At 69.8% G+C, this 17,200-nt stretch carries 16 protein-coding genes and 1 pseudogene; 9 read left to right on the top strand and 8 right to left on the bottom strand.

Annotated elements, in window-relative coordinates; genetic code table 11:
• Positions 1–6: 6 nt before the first annotated feature.
• On the top strand, positions 7–690 hold the full coding sequence (locus tag OHA25_RS47025; RefSeq protein ID WP_327583340.1) for a type 1 glutamine amidotransferase: 684 nt from the start codon (positions 7–9) through the stop codon (positions 688–690).
• On the opposite strand, the gene OHA25_RS47020 is transcribed toward OHA25_RS47025, so the two are convergent.
• Positions 668–1,339: an HXXEE domain-containing protein gene (locus tag OHA25_RS47020; RefSeq protein WP_327583339.1), complete on the bottom strand. Its 672-nt coding sequence runs from the start codon at positions 1,337–1,339 to the stop codon at positions 668–670. The two genes, OHA25_RS47025 and OHA25_RS47020, sit on opposite strands and share 23 nt — an antisense overlap.
• A gap of 81 nt (positions 1,340–1,420) precedes the next feature.
• Between OHA25_RS47020 and OHA25_RS47015 the strand changes: the two genes are divergently transcribed.
• From OHA25_RS47015 to OHA25_RS47000, 4 genes are all read left to right on the top strand, one after another.
• Entirely contained in the window at positions 1,421–4,351 is a 2,931-nt protein-coding gene (locus OHA25_RS47015) for a bifunctional [glutamine synthetase] adenylyltransferase/[glutamine synthetase]-adenylyl-L-tyrosine phosphorylase (RefSeq protein WP_327583338.1), read from the top strand.
• Between the two features lie 32 nt (positions 4,352–4,383).
• Entirely contained in the window at positions 4,384–5,418 is a 1,035-nt protein-coding gene (locus tag OHA25_RS47010) for a hypothetical protein (RefSeq protein ID WP_327583337.1), read from the top strand.
• A 1-nt stretch (position 5,419) separates the two neighbouring features.
• A complete protein-coding gene (locus tag OHA25_RS47005) occupies positions 5,420–5,950 on the top strand; it encodes a GNAT family N-acetyltransferase (protein ID WP_327583336.1) in 531 nt (176 codons plus the stop codon).
• A gap of 157 nt (positions 5,951–6,107) precedes the next feature.
• A complete protein-coding gene (locus tag OHA25_RS47000) occupies positions 6,108–6,800 on the top strand; it encodes a B3/B4 domain-containing protein (protein WP_327583335.1) in 693 nt (230 codons plus the stop codon).
• Here OHA25_RS47000 and OHA25_RS46995 read toward each other — a convergent pair.
• The gene (locus OHA25_RS46995) at positions 6,790–7,386 is read right to left on the bottom strand and encodes a TetR family transcriptional regulator (RefSeq protein ID WP_327583334.1); all 597 of its coding nucleotides are present in this window, start codon (positions 7,384–7,386) and stop codon (positions 6,790–6,792) included. The two genes, OHA25_RS47000 and OHA25_RS46995, sit on opposite strands and share 11 nt — an antisense overlap.
• A 46-nt stretch (positions 7,387–7,432) precedes the next feature.
• Here OHA25_RS46995 and OHA25_RS46990 point away from each other — a divergent pair, with 46 nt between their 5' ends.
• Positions 7,433–8,620 carry an amidohydrolase family protein gene (locus OHA25_RS46990; RefSeq protein ID WP_327583333.1) on the top strand — a complete coding sequence of 396 codons (1,188 nt, stop codon included), beginning with the start codon at positions 7,433–7,435 and terminating at the stop codon, positions 8,618–8,620.
• 74 nt (positions 8,621–8,694) lie between these two features.
• Positions 8,695–8,937, top strand: coding sequence for an AbrB family transcriptional regulator (locus OHA25_RS46985; protein ID WP_327583332.1), 243 nt, complete (start codon positions 8,695–8,697; stop codon positions 8,935–8,937).
• 254 nt (positions 8,938–9,191) lie between these two features.
• Here OHA25_RS46985 and OHA25_RS46980 read toward each other — a convergent pair whose 3' ends face one another.
• The 3 genes and pseudogenes from OHA25_RS46980 to OHA25_RS46970 all read right to left on the bottom strand — a co-directional run bounded on the left by OHA25_RS46980 (position 9,192) and on the right by OHA25_RS46970 (position 12,136).
• Positions 9,192–9,893 carry an MBL fold metallo-hydrolase gene (locus tag OHA25_RS46980; protein WP_327591145.1) on the bottom strand — a complete coding sequence of 234 codons (702 nt, stop codon included), beginning with the start codon at positions 9,891–9,893 and terminating at the stop codon, positions 9,192–9,194.
• A gap of 1,116 nt (positions 9,894–11,009) precedes the next feature.
• A pseudogene (locus OHA25_RS46975) lies at positions 11,010–11,435 on the bottom strand (Clp protease N-terminal domain-containing protein); the annotation flags it as partial.
• 470 nt (positions 11,436–11,905) lie between these two features.
• Positions 11,906–12,136, bottom strand: coding sequence for a CopG family ribbon-helix-helix protein (locus tag OHA25_RS46970; RefSeq protein WP_327583331.1), 231 nt, complete (start codon positions 12,134–12,136; stop codon positions 11,906–11,908).
• 507 nt (positions 12,137–12,643) lie between these two features.
• Between OHA25_RS46970 and OHA25_RS46965 the strand changes: the two genes are divergently transcribed.
• Positions 12,644–13,378: a helix-turn-helix domain-containing protein gene (locus OHA25_RS46965; RefSeq protein ID WP_327583330.1), complete on the top strand. Its 735-nt coding sequence runs from the start codon at positions 12,644–12,646 to the stop codon at positions 13,376–13,378.
• 236 nt (positions 13,379–13,614) lie between these two features.
• Here OHA25_RS46965 and OHA25_RS46960 read toward each other — a convergent pair whose 3' ends face one another.
• On the bottom strand, positions 13,615–14,226 hold the full coding sequence (locus OHA25_RS46960) for a hypothetical protein (RefSeq protein ID WP_327583329.1): 612 nt from the start codon (positions 14,224–14,226) through the stop codon (positions 13,615–13,617).
• 188 nt (positions 14,227–14,414) lie between these two features.
• On the opposite strand from OHA25_RS46960, the gene OHA25_RS46955 reads away from it, so the two are divergent.
• A complete protein-coding gene (locus OHA25_RS46955; RefSeq protein ID WP_327583328.1) occupies positions 14,415–14,693 on the top strand; it encodes an HU family DNA-binding protein in 279 nt (92 codons plus the stop codon).
• Positions 14,694–14,868: 175 nt separating this feature from the next.
• On the opposite strand, the gene OHA25_RS46950 is transcribed toward OHA25_RS46955, so the two are convergent.
• Positions 14,869–16,065, bottom strand: coding sequence for an LpqB family beta-propeller domain-containing protein (locus OHA25_RS46950; RefSeq protein ID WP_327583327.1), 1,197 nt, complete (start codon positions 16,063–16,065; stop codon positions 14,869–14,871).
• A 454-nt stretch (positions 16,066–16,519) separates the two neighbouring features.
• Entirely contained in the window at positions 16,520–17,017 is a 498-nt protein-coding gene (locus OHA25_RS46945) for a hypothetical protein (RefSeq protein WP_327583326.1), read from the bottom strand.
• Between the last annotated feature and the right edge of the window lie 183 nt (positions 17,018–17,200).

Genomic DNA, 17,200 nt, shown 5'->3' with positions numbered 1-17,200 from the left:
CCTGGTATGCGCATCACCGTAATCGAGCACGAGGCCGAGGCCGGGCTCGGGTATCTCGGCGGCTGGCTGGGAGCGACCTGCGAGGTCGTGCGGCCGTACCTGGGGGAGGACGTGCCCGAGCGGGCCGCGGACGGTCTGATCGTGCTCGGCGGTGCGGCGGCGGCGTGGGAGGACGAGCGCTGCCCCTGGCAGCCGGCCACCCGTGACCTGCTGCGCCGCGCGGTGGACGAGGCCACGCCCACGCTCGCCATCTGCCTGGGGGCGCAGCTGCTCACCGTGGCCTGCGGGGGGACGGTGGAGCGGGGCGCCGGCGGGCTGGAGGTGGGCGCGTGCGAGGTGGTCGCGCTGCCCGAGGCCGCCGCCGACCGGCTGCTGTCGGGCGTCGGTACGGCCGTGGCCGTCCAGTATCACCAGGACGCCATGACGCGGCTGCCGGACGGGGCGGTGCCGTTGATGACCGGCTCCCCGTACCCGAACCAGGCCTATCGGCTCGGCGAGGCCGCCTGGGTGGTCCAGTTCCATCCCGAGGCCACGCCCGAGATCTTCGCCTCCTGGACGGCCGAGTCGGATCTGGAGGCGGCCGAGGATCTGAACGCCCAGGTGAAGGCCGCCGAGAGGGCCCTCGTGGCCACGTGGCGCCCGGTCGCGCAGGCCTTCGCCGACGTGGTCAGAGCCGCCGCCCGCCCCTGACCCGCGGCCCGCCGGCGCCGGATGTCGCGCCTGGGCCGCCCTTGACCCGCGGCTCCCCGCTGTCGGACGTCGCACCTCGTCCGCCCGCCGCCCGCGCGGCCCGTGCGGCACTCGCCCGGCGCGTGCCGCGCGGCTGGGTGAGCGCGTGGGCGATCGCATGCACGCCGCCCAGCACCAGCGGGAAAGCCGCCGTCGCCGCCAGGCCCGCGCGCCCGGAACGCACCGGCACCCCTTCGGACCGCAGCCGCCGCCACGCCCACACCGAGAAGGGGATCACCACCAGGGGGGCGGTCACCGCCCCGGGCGTGTACCCACGGGTCACGGCCACCTGCGCCAGGTGCGCCACCCCATGCGCGCCGAAGCCGGCCAGCGCCGCCTGGAAGACCGGGCTCCGCCCGCCCGTGCGCGCCCCCAGGGCCGCCGCCCCCGCCATCACCCCGCCCATGAGCCCGATGGCCACGTTGACGTGCCGCTGTGACACCTCCAGCCGCTCCCAGGGAATCCAGGGAAGCCGCTCCTCCAGCCGCGGCCGGGCGGCTCGCGCCCATCCCGCCATGGTCGCCAGCTCCTCCGCGTCGTGCACGGCCCAAGCCGCGAGCAGCCCCCACGTCACCGTCGCCGAAACCCGTCCCACGTCCACCCGTCCCACGTCCACCCTCCTCGCCGAAACGCAACGCAACGTTGCGTTCGATGCTACGGCTGCCGGCGCGAGTGCTGTCAAGATGGAGAGGTGCCCAGGATCGAATCGACCACCGCGCGCCTCGCCAAGCTCGGCTTCGCCGACGGCGCGAGGGCGGCCCAGCTCGTCCGCCAGGCCGGCACCGACCTGGACGACCTCCTGGAGTCGCTGGTCGACGTGGCCGACCCCGACCTGGCACTGGTCTCGCTGACCCGGCTGATCGAGCGCGAGCCCGCCGTGCTCGGCACCCTCCGCCAGGACGGCGACCTCAAGGTCAGGCTGCTGGCCGTGCTCGGCGTCAGCGCCGCCCTGGGCGAGCACCTCGTCCGTCACCCCGGCCAGATCGCGTGGCTGGCCGAGCCGCAGCCGGGCGAGGCGCGAGCCGAGCTGCTGCGCGCGGTCGGCGCCGATCCGGACGCCTCCGAGCCGGTCGCCACGGGCGAGAGGACGCTGGTGGCGCTGCGGGTGGCCTACCGGGGCAGGCTCACGCACCTGGCGGCGCGCGACCTGACCGGCCAGGCCTCGCTCCAGGAGGTCATGGCCGAGCTGTCCGACCTCGCGGGCGCCGCGCTGGAGGCCGCCCTGGCCATCGCGCGGGCGGAGGTGGACGCGAGCGACGTACGCCTCGCGGTCGTGGGCATGGGCAAGTGCGGCGCCAGGGAGCTCAACTACATCAGCGACGTGGACGTGATCTTCGTGGCCGAGCCGCGCGAGGACGCCGACGAGGCCAAGGCACTGCGTACCGCGACCAGGCTGGCCCAGGCCATGATGCGGGCCTGCACCGCGACCACGCCCGAGGGCTCGCTGTGGGAGGTGGACGCCGGCCTGCGTCCCGAGGGACGCTCCGGGCCGCTGGTCCGCACGCTCGGCAGCCACCTGGCCTACTACCGGCGCTGGGCCAAGACGTGGGAGTTCCAGGCGCTGCTCAAGGCCCGGCCGGTGGCGGGCGACATGGAGCTGGGCGCCGCCTACGTCGAGGCGGTCAACGACATGGTCTGGACGGCGGCCACCCGCAAGGACTTCGTCGAGGACGTGCAGGCCATGCGCCGCCGGGTCGAGGCCCATGTGCGCTCGGAGGGGGAGCGGCAGCTCAAGCTGGGGCCCGGCGGGCTGCGCGACATCGAGTTCGCGGTGCAGCTGCTGCAGCTCGTGCACGGGCGGCTCGACCCGCTGCTGCGCCGCCGGGCCACGCTCCCCGCGCTCGCCGCGCTCTCCCGAGGGGGCTACGTCGGCCGCGACGACTCGCGCAGCCTGGCGGAGGCGTACTCGTTCCTGCGCCAGGTCGAGCACCTGCTGCAGCTGCACCGGCTGCGGCGCACGCACCTCGTGCCCACAGGCGAGGGCGACCTGCGCAGGCTGGGCCGGGCGCTGGGCATGCAGACCGACCCGGTGGGGGAGTTCACGGCCAGGTGGCGGCGGCATGCCATGGAGGCGCGGCGGCTGCACGAGAAACTCTTCTACCGGCCGCTGCTGCAGGCGGTGTCGCGGCTGCAGGAGTCGGAGGCGCGGCTGTCGGCCTCGGCGGCGGCGGCCAGGCTGGAGGCGCTCGGCTACGTCGACCCCAACGGGGCGCTGCGCCACATCGGCGCCCTCACCTCCGGGGTGTCCAGGCGGGCGGCGATCCAGCGCACCCTGCTGCCGGTCATGCTGGGCTGGTTCGCCGACACGCCCGACCCGGACGCGGCCCTGCTGGGGTTCAGGCAGGTCAGCGACAAGCTGGGCAGCACGCCGTGGTATCTGCGGCTGCTGCGTGACGAGACGGCGGTGGCCGCCAGGATGGCCCGCGTGCTCGGCACCAGCCGCTACGCGACCGGCCTGCTCATGAACGCACCCGAAGCGGTCGCCATGCTGGGCTCGGACGAGGAGCTCGCCGTGCGGCCGCGGGAGTCGCTGCGCGGCGAGGCCTCCGCCGCGGTGTCCAGGCACGTCGACGGGGACGGCGGCGCGGAGACCGCCGTCGCCGCCGTGCGGGCGCTGCGCCGCAAGGAGCTGTTCCGCATCGCCGTGGCCGACATCTTCGGGCTCGCCGACATCGAGACGGTCGGTGGCGCCCTGTCGTCGCTGACCGACGTGACCCTCCAGGCGGCCATGGACGCCGCGCTCAGCAAGGTCGGCGACGTCACCTCCTTCGCCGTCATCGCCATGGGCCGGCTGGGCGGCCTGGAGAGCTCCTATGCCAGCGACGCCGACGTCATGTTCGTCCACCGGCCCAAGCCCGGGGTCGAGGAGCGCAAGGCCACGGACGCCGCCTTCGCCGTGGCCAACGAGCTGCGCAGGCTGCTGTCGCTGCCGGCGCCGGACCCGCCCCTGATCATCGACCCTGACCTGCGGCCGGAGGGCCGGCAGGGCCCGCTGGTGCGCACGCTCGCCTCCTACCGCGCCTACTACTCCCGCTGGTCGTCGCCGTGGGAGGCGCAGGCGCTGCTGCGCGCACGGTTCTCGGCGGGCGACGCCGAGCTGGGCGCCGCGTTCACCGAGATGATCGACGAGCTGCGTTACCCGCAGGGCGGGCTGCACGACGACGCGGTCAGGGAGATCAGGCGGCTCAAGGCCCGCATGGAGGCCGAGCGGCTGCCGCGCGGCGCCGACCCCGGCCTGCACACCAAGCTGGGCCCCGGCGGGCTGTCCGACGTGGAGTGGGTGGCGCAGCTGCTGCAACTGCGCTACGCGGGCACGCTGCCGTCGCTGCGCACCACGCGCACGCTGGACGCGCTGCGCGCCGCCGTGGCCGAAGAGCTGCTCTCCCCCGCCGACGAGGCCGTGCTGGCCGAGTCGTGGCGCTTCGCCTCCCGCATCAGGGACGCGATCATGCTGGTCAAGGGCCGTCCCGGCGACAGCGTGCCGCGCGACGCGGGCGAGCGCAAGCTTCTCGCGCAGACCCTCGGCTACCCGCCGGACGGCTCGGAGGACTTCCTGAACGATTACCGCCGCGTGACCCGCCGCGCACGCCTCGTGGTGGATCGAGTCTTCTACGGGGCTTGATCGACCCCGGTGCGCCGGTGTATCAAGGCCCGGTGTTATCCGTTTACGTGGATCTGGCCCTCGGCCTGGTGGTGTCGTTCCTGCTGCTGTCGCTGCTGGTGAGCGGTGTCAATGAGGCGTTCGTGCGGGTGCTCGCCATCCGGAGCAAGTTCCTGTGGGCGTACCTCAGGGACACGATGGACGGCGCCGACGAGAAAACCGGGTCGTGGTTGCCGGCCAAGATACGCGACGTGTTCACCGCGCTGCCGTTCCTGCGCGATCCACGTCCCCGCCACAGCGACCTGCCCGCGCCCGCCGAGGCCGGCGGGCTGCCCGATCCCCAGCATCGGGCCGGTGACTCCGTGATCAACCTGCTGTACGAGCGGGTCAGGGAGATCGACCATGCCAAACGCGGTCGCACCAGCATCGCCAACATCCCGCCCGGCCGGTTCGCGGTCGCGGTGATGGAGCTGGCCGCGGGGGAGGACGGCGACGTCGACCGGTTCCTGGGAAAGCTGAAGGCCATCGACAGCCCCCTGTACGGCCCCCTCAAGGGCATCTGGGAGACGGCGCAGCGCGACCTCGACCGGTTCAGGCAGGGTATCGAGACCTGGTTCGACAGCGAGATGCAGCGGCTGTCGATGTTGTACAAGCGCTACGTCAAGTGGGTCGTCGCCGTGCTCGGCCTGCTGGTGACGCTGCTGTTCTCGATGGACGGGCTGGAGTACGGCAAGACGCTGCTGCGGGACAACGCCTTCCGCGCCTCGGTGACCGCCGTGGCCGAGGCGGGGCCGGACGCGTACAACGAGCTCAAGGCCCGCTGTAGCGGCGAGGACCCGATGCGGTGCGTCACCGAGACGCTCAGCCAGCCGGCCCTGGTCAGGATGCTCGACCAGGCCCTGGTCAGCGTGTCGATCCCAGAGCAGGGTGACCCGAGCGTGCACTGGAACGGCGGCCTGTGGTGGGACCGGATCAGCACGCCCAGCCACTGGCCGGGATTCCTGCTGACGTATGTGGCGCTGCTGTTCGGCGCGCCGTTCTGGTGGGATGTGTTCCGTCGGATCACCGGCATCAAGGGGAGGCGCTGAGGTGGAGACGGATCGGCTGATCATGCGCAGATGGCGCGAAGAGGATCGGGAGCCCTTCGCCGTCATGAACGCCGATCCCGAGGTGATGGAGCACTTTCCCGCTCCGCTCACCCGTGAGGAGAGCGACACCCTGGTCGACAAGATCGAGCAGCACTTCGACCAGCACGGGTTCAGTTGGTGGGCGCTGGAGGTGCGCGAGAGCGGGGAGTTCATCGGCTTCGCCGGGCTGGGCTGGCAGACCTTCGACGCGCCCTTCCTGCCCGCCGTGGAGATCGGGTGGCGGCTGGCCCGCCCGGCCTGGGGCCACGGCTACGCCACCGAGGCGGCCAGGCGGGCCGTCGCGTACGCCTTCACCGAGGCGGGCCTCGACGACATCATCTCCATGACCGCCGCGCGCAACCTGCGCTCCCGCGCCGTCATGGAGCGTCTCGGCATGACGTACGAGGCGGACTTCGACCATCCCCGGATCCCCAAAGACAGCCCGCTGGTCCCGCACGTCCTCTACCGGCTCAAGCGCGGCGAAGACGCTTAGCCGCTGAGGGCATAGAGCACGTCGCGCAGGGCCGGCTCGCGCCCGGACAGCGCCCGACCCGCGCCTCCGTCCGTCCTCTGCGGATGGCGAGTATTGTGATCGGCGCGGCGGAGCGCCATGCGGGCGCGTGTTCGTGGCCACGACGACGGAGGTGACCGTGCGTTTCCAGCATTCGAGCGACATCTGGCGGGACTTCCCCGAGCTCGTCCCCGCGGTGATCTCCGTGCGGGGCGTCAACGCGGGCGTGTCCGTGGAGGACCGGGTCGCGACGTTCGGCGAGCTCGCCGCGAAGCGGCTGGCTACCGCGTCGGAGGGCGAGCTCCCGGAGATCCAGGCGTGGCGCCGGGCGTTCTCCAAGATGGGGCTCAAGCCGACCCAATACCGGTGCGCCTCGGAATCGCTGCTGCGCCGCTTCAGAAAAGAAGGCGCCCTGCCGCGCCTGCACCCGCTGATCGACCTGTGCAACGCGGTCTCCATCGCGTACGCGATCCCGGTCGCGGTGTTCGACACTTCCAAGATCGCGCAATACGTCGAGGTACGGCATGCGGTGGGCGACGAGACCTACGTGACCTTCTCCGGCGAGACGGAGCACCCGCCCGCCGGAGAGGTGATCTTCGCGGACGCCGAGAGGATGGCGCACGCCCGCCGCTGGACCAACCGCCAGAGCGGCCACTCGGCTGTCCGCGACACGACCACCGACGTCCTGATCGTCACCGAGGCGCTGCACGAAACAGCCCAGTCCGACGTCGAGTCCCTCATGGCCACGCTCAACGACGAACTGGCAGCGCTCTGGCCGGTGACTCCCCGGGCGGCGATCCTCAGTCCCTCGGCGCCCGAGTTCACCGTGTGATGCCGCATAGGACGGCGTCGGCCAGCGCCTCGGCCTGATCGGCGGGGGAGAAGAGGTCGGGGCAGGCCAGCCAGGTGGCGGCGGTCCCGTTCACGGAGGTGATGATCGTCAGCGCGGCGGCCTCCGCCGAGACCTCGTCGCGCAGTCCCGCCCCTGCGAGCAGTTCCATCAGGCCGCGCTTCCATCCCTCCATCATGATTCGCTTGTCCCGCAGCCCGGTCTCGAGCTCAGGGAGCCCCTCGGCACTGCGCATCGACAGTGCGAACGCCTGCCGCAGCGTCGCGTCCCGCTCCAGCGCTGTGAAGAACGCCACCAGGAACCGCCGCATCCGCTCCATCACCGGCTCGTCACCGTCAAGCGTGCCCCAGACGGGCGCGGCCGCCTCGGCCCACAGCTCGCTGATCGTCGCGAGGTAGAGCGCGGCCTTGTCATGGAAATGGTGGTACGCGGCCCCGCGGGTCACCCCGGCCCGCTCGGCGATCCCCGCGAGGGTGGCGGCGGCGTACCCCCGTTCGGAGAAGACGGCCAGCGCGGCTCTCAACAGCGCCTTCCTGGTCTCCGCCGCTTCCTCGGCCGTTCGTCGCATGACTGCACTCTTTCATACATGCGTGCACGTATGCTTAGATACATTCATGCATGTATCTAAGCGGCTGATCTTCAGGAATGTGCGGGTGTTCACTGGCGACACGACGCTGAGGTCGGCGAACGTGACGGTCTCCGGCGGCGTCATCCTCTTCGTGGGGGAGGAACTGTCGCCGCATTCCCCGGGCGACGAGGTGATCGAGGGGCGCGGGCGGACCCTGCTCCCTGGCCTGATCGACGCGCACGCCCACGTATTCCCTGGCGACCTCGAACAGGCCGCGTTGTTCGGCGTGACGACAGTCCTCGACATGATGGCCGACCCTGCGCAGGCCGCCACGTTGCGTGGTAGCCGAGGAGCGGATCTGCGTACGGCGGGCACCGCGGCGACGGTCCCTGGGGGCTACGGCTGGTATCTGGTGGACATGGGCCTCCTGCCGCCGTTCCCGACCCTCGTGACGCCGGATGAGGCGGACATGTTCGTGGCGAGCCGCTTCGCGGAGGGCTCCGACTACCTCAAGATCCTTCTGGATGACGGCTCCACGACCGGCCTGCCCACGCCTTCCCTGGCGAAGGAGACGGTCGGCGCGCTGGTGACGGCGGCGCACGACCGAGGCAAGATCGTCGTCGCGCACGCCCTCACCGCCGAGACCGCCCGTCAGGCGTTGCGGGTGGGCGCGGACGTGCTGGGGCACGTGTACGTGGACCGCCCGGATCCTGAGCTTGTCTACGAACTCGCCGAGACCGCGGTGGTCCCCACCTTGGCCGTGCTCGGTGAACTGTTCGGCCCCGGGACGGGAGGCAAGGCCCTGGCTGCCGACCCGAGAGTGTCTCCGTACCTGACCGAGGGCTCGCGCCGCATGCTCACTATGGGCCCGTTCCCCCTGGGGGAGGGCGCCCGGCACGACCTCGGCGTGGCGACACGCACGGTCGCGGACCTACGAGACGCCGGCGTGACCCTGCTCGCCGGCTCCGACGCCTCCAACGTCGGCACCGCCCACGGCGCGACGCTCCACCAGGAACTCGCCCTGCTCGTCGCGGCCGGCCTGCCCCCGCGTGAGGCCCTCGCCGCCGCCACTTCGGCTCCCGCCGACCGTTTCGCGTTGCACGACCGCGGCCGCATCGCTCCGGGCCTACGCGCCGACCTTCTCTTGGTCGACGGCGACCCCACGGCCGACATCGACACCACGCTCGACATCGTCGGCGTGTGGTTAGCAGGCCGTCGCCTACCGAGGGAGTGACATTCCGTGACGACCGCGGCACAGCGAGCCTACGGCGCCTAAGGTGTAGGAGAACGAGAGTCGGAGTTCGAGCAGTGCACATCGGCGAAGGGGATGAGGTGGGATTCGCCGTATACGACGACGGTACCGTGACGGTTCGTGACTTCGTGTCGATCCCCGCTGACGAGGCGTGGTTCTGGACGACTGAATGGCGGGCCGGTGAGGTGCAGGCAGCAGCGCACATCGCGGCCCGCCGCACGACCTTCCATCGCTCTGCCGAAGACATGGTCGCGCATCTCGACTCGCTCGGCGGCGGCCGATGCTCTCCTTCTGGCTGATCGCTTCGAACGGGGACTTGGGGAGGCCTGGCTCTGGAGCAGCAGGCGCCGACCTGCTCCTGGTCGACGGCGGCCCCACGCCGCAATCGGGTGGTCGGCGTGCTATGCCTGCACGCAGATCGGATGTGGCTCCAGTCCAGAGGCGGCTGCCGCCTTACGGTCTTCAGTCCCGTCGACGACGAAACCACCGTGAAATTGGAGCGTCTGCATGCCCTCGTGGCCTGCCCCGCGCCGAACGGCTCGGGCGGCCGCGATCAGGCCGAGATGAACGGCTCCGTCAGATGCGGTGTCGCCAGGTGCAGCGTGGTGACGGTTTCGCGGCCGAGCATGCGCTTCCTTGAGTGCCTGGCCGCCTCAGGGTCGATCTCGTGCGAGTAGGCGAGCTCGGGGTGGAGTAGCTGGAGCGCGTGCGCCAGGAGATCGCCGGTGACGAGCGCCAGCTCGCGCCCGTCGGCGACCAGCACGCTCTGGTGCCCGGGCGTGTGACCGGGCGTGGCGACCGTGTGCCCGGCGCGCAGCGGCGTGTCCCCGTCGAGGAGCCGGAGCCGACCGGCCGCCGCGAGTGGGTCGGTGAGGGTCTCGCGAAGCTGCGGGTTGAGCGCGTCGAGGGCGTCGAACTCGGCCCGCTGGAGCAGGTATTCGGCGTTCGGGAAGTAGGGGCGGCGGTCGCTGGTCGCGCTGCCGGGCGCAGGGGCGCCGCCCACCACGCTGCTGGTCGAAGTGTTGCCGTCCACCGCGCCGCCCGCTGACGGGACGGCCGCCTCGGTCACGACCGCCCATCCGACGTGGTCGGTGTGCAGATGCGTGAGCACCACGGTGTCGACCTCAGCCGGGTCGATGCCCGCGGCGGCGAGCGACTCGGGGAGCGCACCGGGCACGGGCGCCCACGAGACGGCCGGGCCGTCCGCCGGACCGATCCCGGCGTCCACGATGGTGAGGCCCTTGTCGCTGCGGATCGCGTACCTGCTGGGGCGACAACTCCGTGGACATGGTTCAGCACAGCCGCAAGTACCCCGGTGTCACCCGCACGGTGCAACTCGTGGGCCCGCACGGCGACGCCTGCTACTAGTCGCGGTGATCCTCGTCTTCGCAATGCGGAGTTCCGTCGGTTCGCCACTGGTAAAGATTGTCTATGGACGTCCAGCCGTGCAGTGAAGTGCCTTTCAGCCGCCCGTAGGCCCACCACTTCCCGTAGGCGTTCTTCACCCAGCAGTGCAAGTACAGAACTTGGCGCAGGCGGGCCTGACCCACTGTCCGGCACCGGCTTCCCGCGTACGGCCCGGCTTTGAGGCCGACCGTCCTCATCATGATGGCGTAGCCGGTGTCCGCGTTCCTGACCTTCGGACGTGGGCAGAAGGAAGCGGAGTCCGTAGTGGCCGCCGCAGGGCCGCTCACCAGGGACACTGTCATGATCATGCTGGCCGCCACGACGGCGGGCAGGGTCTTGAAGCCGCGAGCCAATGTGCCACCTCACCGAGGTTCGTTGACGAACAGGACCCGGCGGACAAGTGTCCGCCCGAGACATGTCGCCAACGTACGGGTCGGCAGGCGGCGTGGAATCAAACCAAGGTTGGAATTTGGGGTCAACTCTGGTGGTAGGTGCTCCGCTACGTCCACCGTACGTACGACATCCGGCTGTCCGTGCATGCCAGGTTTGACCGGGCAGCCTTGGAAATGGCGCCGACCGTACCCGCCCCCGCCTGCGGGCGGGGGACGTGCGTTCTCTTAGGCCGGACCGGGTGTCAGGCGGTTCGGGCGGTACCACCACTTGGGTCGATGCCGTGCTGGCGGAGCAGGTCTCGCATCCGCTCGAGCTCGCGGTGTGCTCGCTGGTTCTCCGTGATCACCGCCTGCACGTCCACGTCGGCCATCCACTCCCGCTCTCGCCGCAGCTTCTCGGCGAGCAGTTGCCTTTGCCGGTCCCGAAGCGCCGCTGCCGCGGCGAAGTCGCGTGCGTCGATCGCCGTCTCCTTCTCGCGCCGCACCTGGGCGATCTGCTCGTCGTAGTCGTGAAGATCAGCGGGCACAGTCATGCGGACCAGCCGCATCCACGCACCTGCTCGCTCACCCTCGCCGGTCAGCACCTGCAGCACCTGCTCGCGCAGGCGGGCATACCCGGCGCCGAACCCAACCAATATCTCGACCGCGACCCCCTCACCCTCGCGAGCCAGCCCGAGCAGGAGGTGTTCGGTGCCGACGTAGCTGTCGCCGAGGCGAAGCGCCTCGCGCAGCGACTGCTTGAGGGCTTTCTTGGCCCGGGGGGTGAACGGGATGTGTCCGGCCGGGGCGCTGAGGCCAGGGCCGATCAGCTCTTCGACGTGGGCCCGCACGGCCTCCTGTGAGATCCCGAGCGACTCCAGTGTCTTGGCGGCACGGCCCTCGCCGAGCAGGCCGAGCAGGAGGTGTTCGGTGCCGACGTGATTGTGGTTGAGGCGCCGGGCTTCCTGCTCGGCCGCCTGGACAGCCTCCCGGGCCCGGCCGGTGAACCGCCGGAACATGCCGATCGGTTGCCTCCGCAGCGTTGCCAGCCTCATCTCCGCAGCCGGCGGCAGCCATCGCCGCATTGGTGCCTCCTTCGTGTGGGTCTCCGCACGGCCGTGCCGCCGCAGCCGGGGTGCCAGCCAGCGGGTCACGTCCCCGGCGCCGAGCGCGCCGGCTGTGAGCCCGGTTACGACGGTCTTGACCACCTTGGGCCGCTCGAGGGTGACGTTCCAGCCGTTGAGCGCGAGGAACTGCAGCATGGCGGCGAGCGCTACCTGGTGGTTGCCGTGCCGCAGCGGCCGCTGGCGCGCCAACGCGTGCAGCAGGGCGGCGGCTTGCGTGGCGGGGTCGCTGGGTTCGCTGCTGTGCTGTGCCTGGTCCAGGGCGCGCTCGGCGGCGGCAAGGTCGAGCAGGTCGAGCACCTGGGCGGTGTCCAGCCCGAGGGTACGGCTGGCGATGATGACCAGGTCGGCGATCCCAAGGCAGATCATGGCTGGTCGTCCCGGAGCAGGTCGAGCGCCTGCTGGTGGCGGGCGAGGTTGTCGTCGAGTAACTGCAGGAACCGTTTGTCCCTGCGGCGCTGCTCCACCAGCGTGGCGATGGCCTCGCGCACGACCTCGGAGATCGAGCGGCCCTCGACCTCGGCCACGGTCTGCAGGCGTTCGGCCAGGCCGGGGTCGAGGCGTAGCAGCAGGTTCTTGGTGCTTCCAGGTTTCATCGGCATGGTGATATCACGATATCACGCCTCCTTTCGGCCGGTGGGCGTGGCAGGTCACCGCGAGCCGTACAGGGCTGGGGAGGTCGGCTGGTGGGTACGGCGACGAGGATCGAGGCAGTCGAGCCGTCCAGCACCGCACCGACACGCGGTAGGTCAGCAATGCCGCGCCCGCGCACCTGCTCGTGCCGCCGGGTGGAGGCGGACTGCAGCCACCGCTGGGTGTGGCTGCGCATCCGGAACTTCTACTACCCGTGCGTTGAATGCGCCTCGTCGTCGCGCCCGCGCTGGCGCACGACAAGACCCTCACCTCCTTCGACAAGGCGTGGCAAGCGGGCCTGAACGGGCCCGCCCAGCTTTCGCTCTCGCTCTAATCCCTCGCTATCTGCGAAAGGCAACACCACTGATGAACCGCCACACTGCGGTACCTCCTGCCCACGATCATTCGGCGGTCGAGCAGGTCCGCGCCCTGAGGGCCGCCGCCGAGGAGTCTGCCCGTGGGGAGTCCTCGTGCTGACCCGAGGCTTCCCCGACGACATTGACGTTGTCGAGATGTTCGCGGGCGGCGGCGGCTCAGGAACCGGAATCGCCGCCGTCCCCGGCACCAAGCTGAAGTTCGCCACCAACCACGCGAAGCCCGCGAAGTGGACGTACGTCGAGAACCACCCCGACGTGGACTGCTGGCTCGGCGACGTCCAGGCGGCCGACGCAATCGAGAAGTTCCCCTACGCCGGCTTTTTCTGGGCGAGCCCTGCCTGCCCCGCGTTCAGCACCGCATCAGGCGAGACGCGGTACTTCGACAAGGAAGACCAGATGGCCCTCTGGGCCGACGACCTGGACAACCTGACCGAGCACCAAAAGACCCGCATCCGAAGCCGCGCCCTGATGGAGGAGGTGGTCACCTACCTGCGTCACTGCCAGGAGAAACACGGCAAGCCCGTGCTCGGCTTCGGCGTCGAGAACGTCGTGCAGGCCCGCCTGTGGGTGGCCGAGCTGGGCGTGTCGCTGCACCAGAGTGCGATCGCCCGCATCGAGGCCGGCACGCGGCCAGTTCGACTGCATGAAGCTGTGGCGTTGGCTCGGGTCCTTGCCGTGGACTTGCAGGACCTACTACCGGATCTTGCCATCCTCGCTCAAGAGGACATCGCCACCTTGGAGCGTGTGAGGCGTGACGCTGAACACGCACTAATGATCTCCCATGCCCGGCAATCCAGGGCGGAAGCCCAGCTCCAGGAAAGGATCTAAGCGTTCGAGGCTGCCAGAATGGCAGCCGACTCGGCCAGGATGAAGGCCGGTCGCGCGGCTGCGGATGCTGACATGCGGGCGCAGTCTCTAACGGCGATAGACATGCGGCTCATGGAAGCACGGGAGCGGCTGCGTAAACTCGAAGAAGATCAACGACGGCCGAAGTGGCTCTGACCCCGCCGCAACAAGACCGTCGAGGAGGAGGCCCGCACGCTCATCGACGATGCCGCGTGCGCCTAGCCATCCTTGGCCGGGCGTTCGACCAAGGGGGCCAGGGCCTTTTCCAGTGCCGTGCGGTCGCGCTCTTCCCGTATGCCGTTCGGCCGCTCGCCGTTGTAGACGCCGATCTCGTTCGGGCACCTGCGCACGGTGCCGATGCGGAACTCTTTGATGAACCTGGAGGTCTTGGCCTCGTAGACCCGGTAGACGTAGGTCACGCGCATGGGCCGGAGAACACCTAAGCCCGAGTACTCGCACGCGAGGACCGCGCCGCGCTCGATGGCGTACTCGCAGGCCACCAACTGCACCTTCTCGGGATGGAAGTTGGCTTCATACACCCCTGGCCCAACGGCTAAGTAGGAGATGTCGTGGTTGCCCTCGGGCAGGACCTCGACGAGCCGCATGGGATGCGGTCCCGCCCCTTGGTACGGCGAGGCCTTGTCGGTGTACTGCGTGGGGGTGCGCACCGCGCCCTTGAGGTCGGCGGGGCACGGCGCATCGGGCGGCGGCGGCTCTGTGGATCGAGATGGCAGCAGCCACGAAAGTGTGGGGATAGCCACGGCAGGCAGACCTATGAAGCACAGCAGGGCGATGATCGTCAGGCTGGTGCCACGGTGAGCTTGCGACATGGATCCGACGTTATGGCCGCGGACGGGGACGGGTACAGAGATTCGTGCCGTGCGGTCGGTGGCGAGCGTATTTCGCACACCTGTGGGAAGCGGTGTGACCATTTGACGCGTTCGGCGTGTCATATGCGTCTGTCGCGTGCTCCACCGTTCTGTATCAACAGAACCGTCACACCGGGGGAGTGCCACGCATGAACAAGGCAGAACTCATCGAGCAGTGGGGCACACGGACCGGAGCCCCGACCAAGGCGGCCGCCGAGCGGGCCGTCCAGGCGTTCATCGACATCATCGTCAGCAGCGTCGCCACCGGCGAAGAGGTCCGCATCGGAGGGCTCGGAGTCTTCGACCGCGTGTACCGCAAGGCCCGCATCGCCCGTGACCCGAACACCAACGAGGAGATCAGCGTCCCCGGTAAATGGGTCATGCGGTTCCGGCCCGGCAAGGGTGCCAAGGACGCCGTCAACAAGTAGCACCAGCTCGTCGGCGGTCCGCTGCGGGGGCGCGGGCCGCCGACGTTTCCTGGCGCTTCGAACGTGGGCGGGGTTGAGGCATCCGCGCGGGCCGTGCATGGCCCTTACGGGGCGGTCGTCGGCGCGGCGTGCACCGGCGCGCCAAGACGATTACCCAGTCGGAGTCTGGCAGCGGCTACCGTGATCCTGACTTCTTGATATGGATCTTCTGGTGCTGGCCCTGGCCCTGGCTCTGGTGGTGCCTCTGGTTCTGGTTCTGGTTCTGGTTCTGGTTCTGGCGCTGGCCGTGAGTCTGGCGCTGGCCGTGAGTCTGGCGCTGGCCGAGAATCTGGTGCTGGCCGCGAGTCTTGGTCACGCGACTCCTGATATTGCGGGCGGTAACGGCGATGGCCTGCCAGTCGGGCTGGACATCAAACGCCAAGTTGTTAGTGAGGCGGGTCTGCCCGGTACCGTCGGCGTTCATCGAATAGATCTCGGCGTTGCCGTCCCGGCTGCTGACAAAGGCGATCTTGGTGCCATCTGGTGACCACGCCGGTTGATTGTTGGTCCCGACGGTGGCGATGGTGAGGCGGGTCGGCCCGGTGCCGTCGGCGTTCATCGAATAGATCTCGACGCCGGCGTCCCGGTTGCTTGCGAAGGCGATCTTGGTGCCATCTGGTGACCACCCCGGCGCAAGGTCGAGCGCGGAGTTGTTGGTGAGGCGGGTCTGCACGGTGCCGTCGGCGTTCATCGAATAGATCTCGGTGTTGCCGTCCCGGGCGCTGACAAAGGCAATCTTGGTGCCACCTGGTGACCACGCCGGTTGATCGTCGGACGCGAGGTTGTTGGTGAGGCGGGTCGGCCCGCTGCCGTCGGCGTTCATCGAATAGATCTCGAGGTTGCCGTCCCGGCTGCTGGCAAAGGCAATCTTGGTGCCGTCCGGTGACCACGTCGGGTCGATGTCGGCGACGGGCGCGAGGTTGTTGGTGAGGCGGGTCTGCCCGCTGCCGTCGGCGTTCATCACGTAGATCTCGGTGTTGCCGTCCCGGTCGCTAGCGAAGGCGATCTTGGTGCCGTCCGGTGACCACGCCGGTTGAACGTCGTTCGCGGGGTTGTTGGTGAGGCGGGTCTGGCCGCTGCCGTCGGGATTCATCGAATAGATCTCGAGGTTGCCGTCCCGGAAGCTGACGAAGGCGATCTTGCCGTTGCGACCGGGGACCACCGCCCCGGTCGGAACCGCCGCCACCCCCATGGCCATCACGACCGTCACGGCAGCCGTGATCACGGCTATCACCGCCCGGCCGACGACTCCTGTTGTGATGCTCCGCGGTTTGCGTGTGCCCGCCCCCTGCTCGACGGCGATGCCTGTAGCGGCGATGGACTGTCTATTCACCGCTTGCCCCCTTACGTGCTCCGACCGGTGCCGGTGTCTATGGATGTGTCAGAAATCCCTGCGTTAGGGGGCGATCCGCAGGGCTGTTGTCCAAGGCCCAGGAGTTACCTAAGGGGTTCAAGTGACTACATTACGTGCTGGCGTCGGCGAGATCGAGGAAGCTGACGACTCGAGTTCCTTCCGTGCGCGCGTCGCGGCGGGTCGCGCCAGCGTGTTCTCGACGGCCCGTGTCAGCGGCCTCGGCGACTGCACTCCGACATCGAGCCTGAGCAGCTAACCCCAAAGTCGCCGTCAGCATTCAGCTGATCCCGCCCGGCGAGCAGCCTCTCTGCACAAGCCAGGAGTGGTACGCGACCGAGTGCACTGGGTCGGGGGTGGACGATACGGCCCGCGCCCTTCGCGTTTCCAGGGACAAATCGAGGTGGCGGCGGCCTTTCCGCATGAGCGGACCTGGCTACTGCTCCAGACCCAGCTCGTCGAGATACGCCTCGATTGCGTCGTTGATGACGGCCTTGCCGCCTATCTGCTCCTGGTGGCACGCGGCGACGAGCCGCGCCCTGGTGTTGCGCGTGAGCCGTACGACAGCCGGCGCCACGGTGGGGCGATCGACCGGCGTGCCTGGCGGCGGCTGGTTGGGGTCGCGCGGCATCTTGAGGTCGGCGTCCTCCGGCATCTCGGCCGGGATGGGCGGCCGCAGCGCGTCGCAGTAGGTGTTGATTGCTTCCTCGAACGTCTCCTGCAGGCCCATGCCGGTGGTTTCCAGGGCGGCGGTGAGGCGTTCGTCGATGTCCTCGTACAGGTGGGCGATGGTGGGCTGGAGCTTGGTCCACTGCGGTTTGCGGCCGCGGCGGGGGCCTGTTCGTGCCGATTGCGGTTCCGCTGTCGGCTGCTGCGCGGCTGCGGTGCCGGGTTCGGTGAGGGTTGGCTGCGGTGCTTTGGGGGTGCGTGGCATGGCTGTGTGGCTTCCTTGTGGTGGCGTGGCGTGGCTTCCACGTTAGGGCGCTTCCGTCGTCTTGTCGCGTCGGACGCATGCCGTCGCCGCCCCTCGTCCGACGACTGAACGTCGTTCGTCGCTGGCAGGTCGTCGCCAATCGTCACCGTTTGGTCCCGGCCAGCCTGTGCCACGCGGGCTTCT

Source organism: Nonomuraea sp. NBC_00507 (assembly GCF_036013525.1).
GTDB lineage: Bacteria > Actinomycetota > Actinomycetes > Streptosporangiales > Streptosporangiaceae > Nonomuraea.
This window is presented reverse-complemented; position numbering and strand designations above follow the sequence as displayed.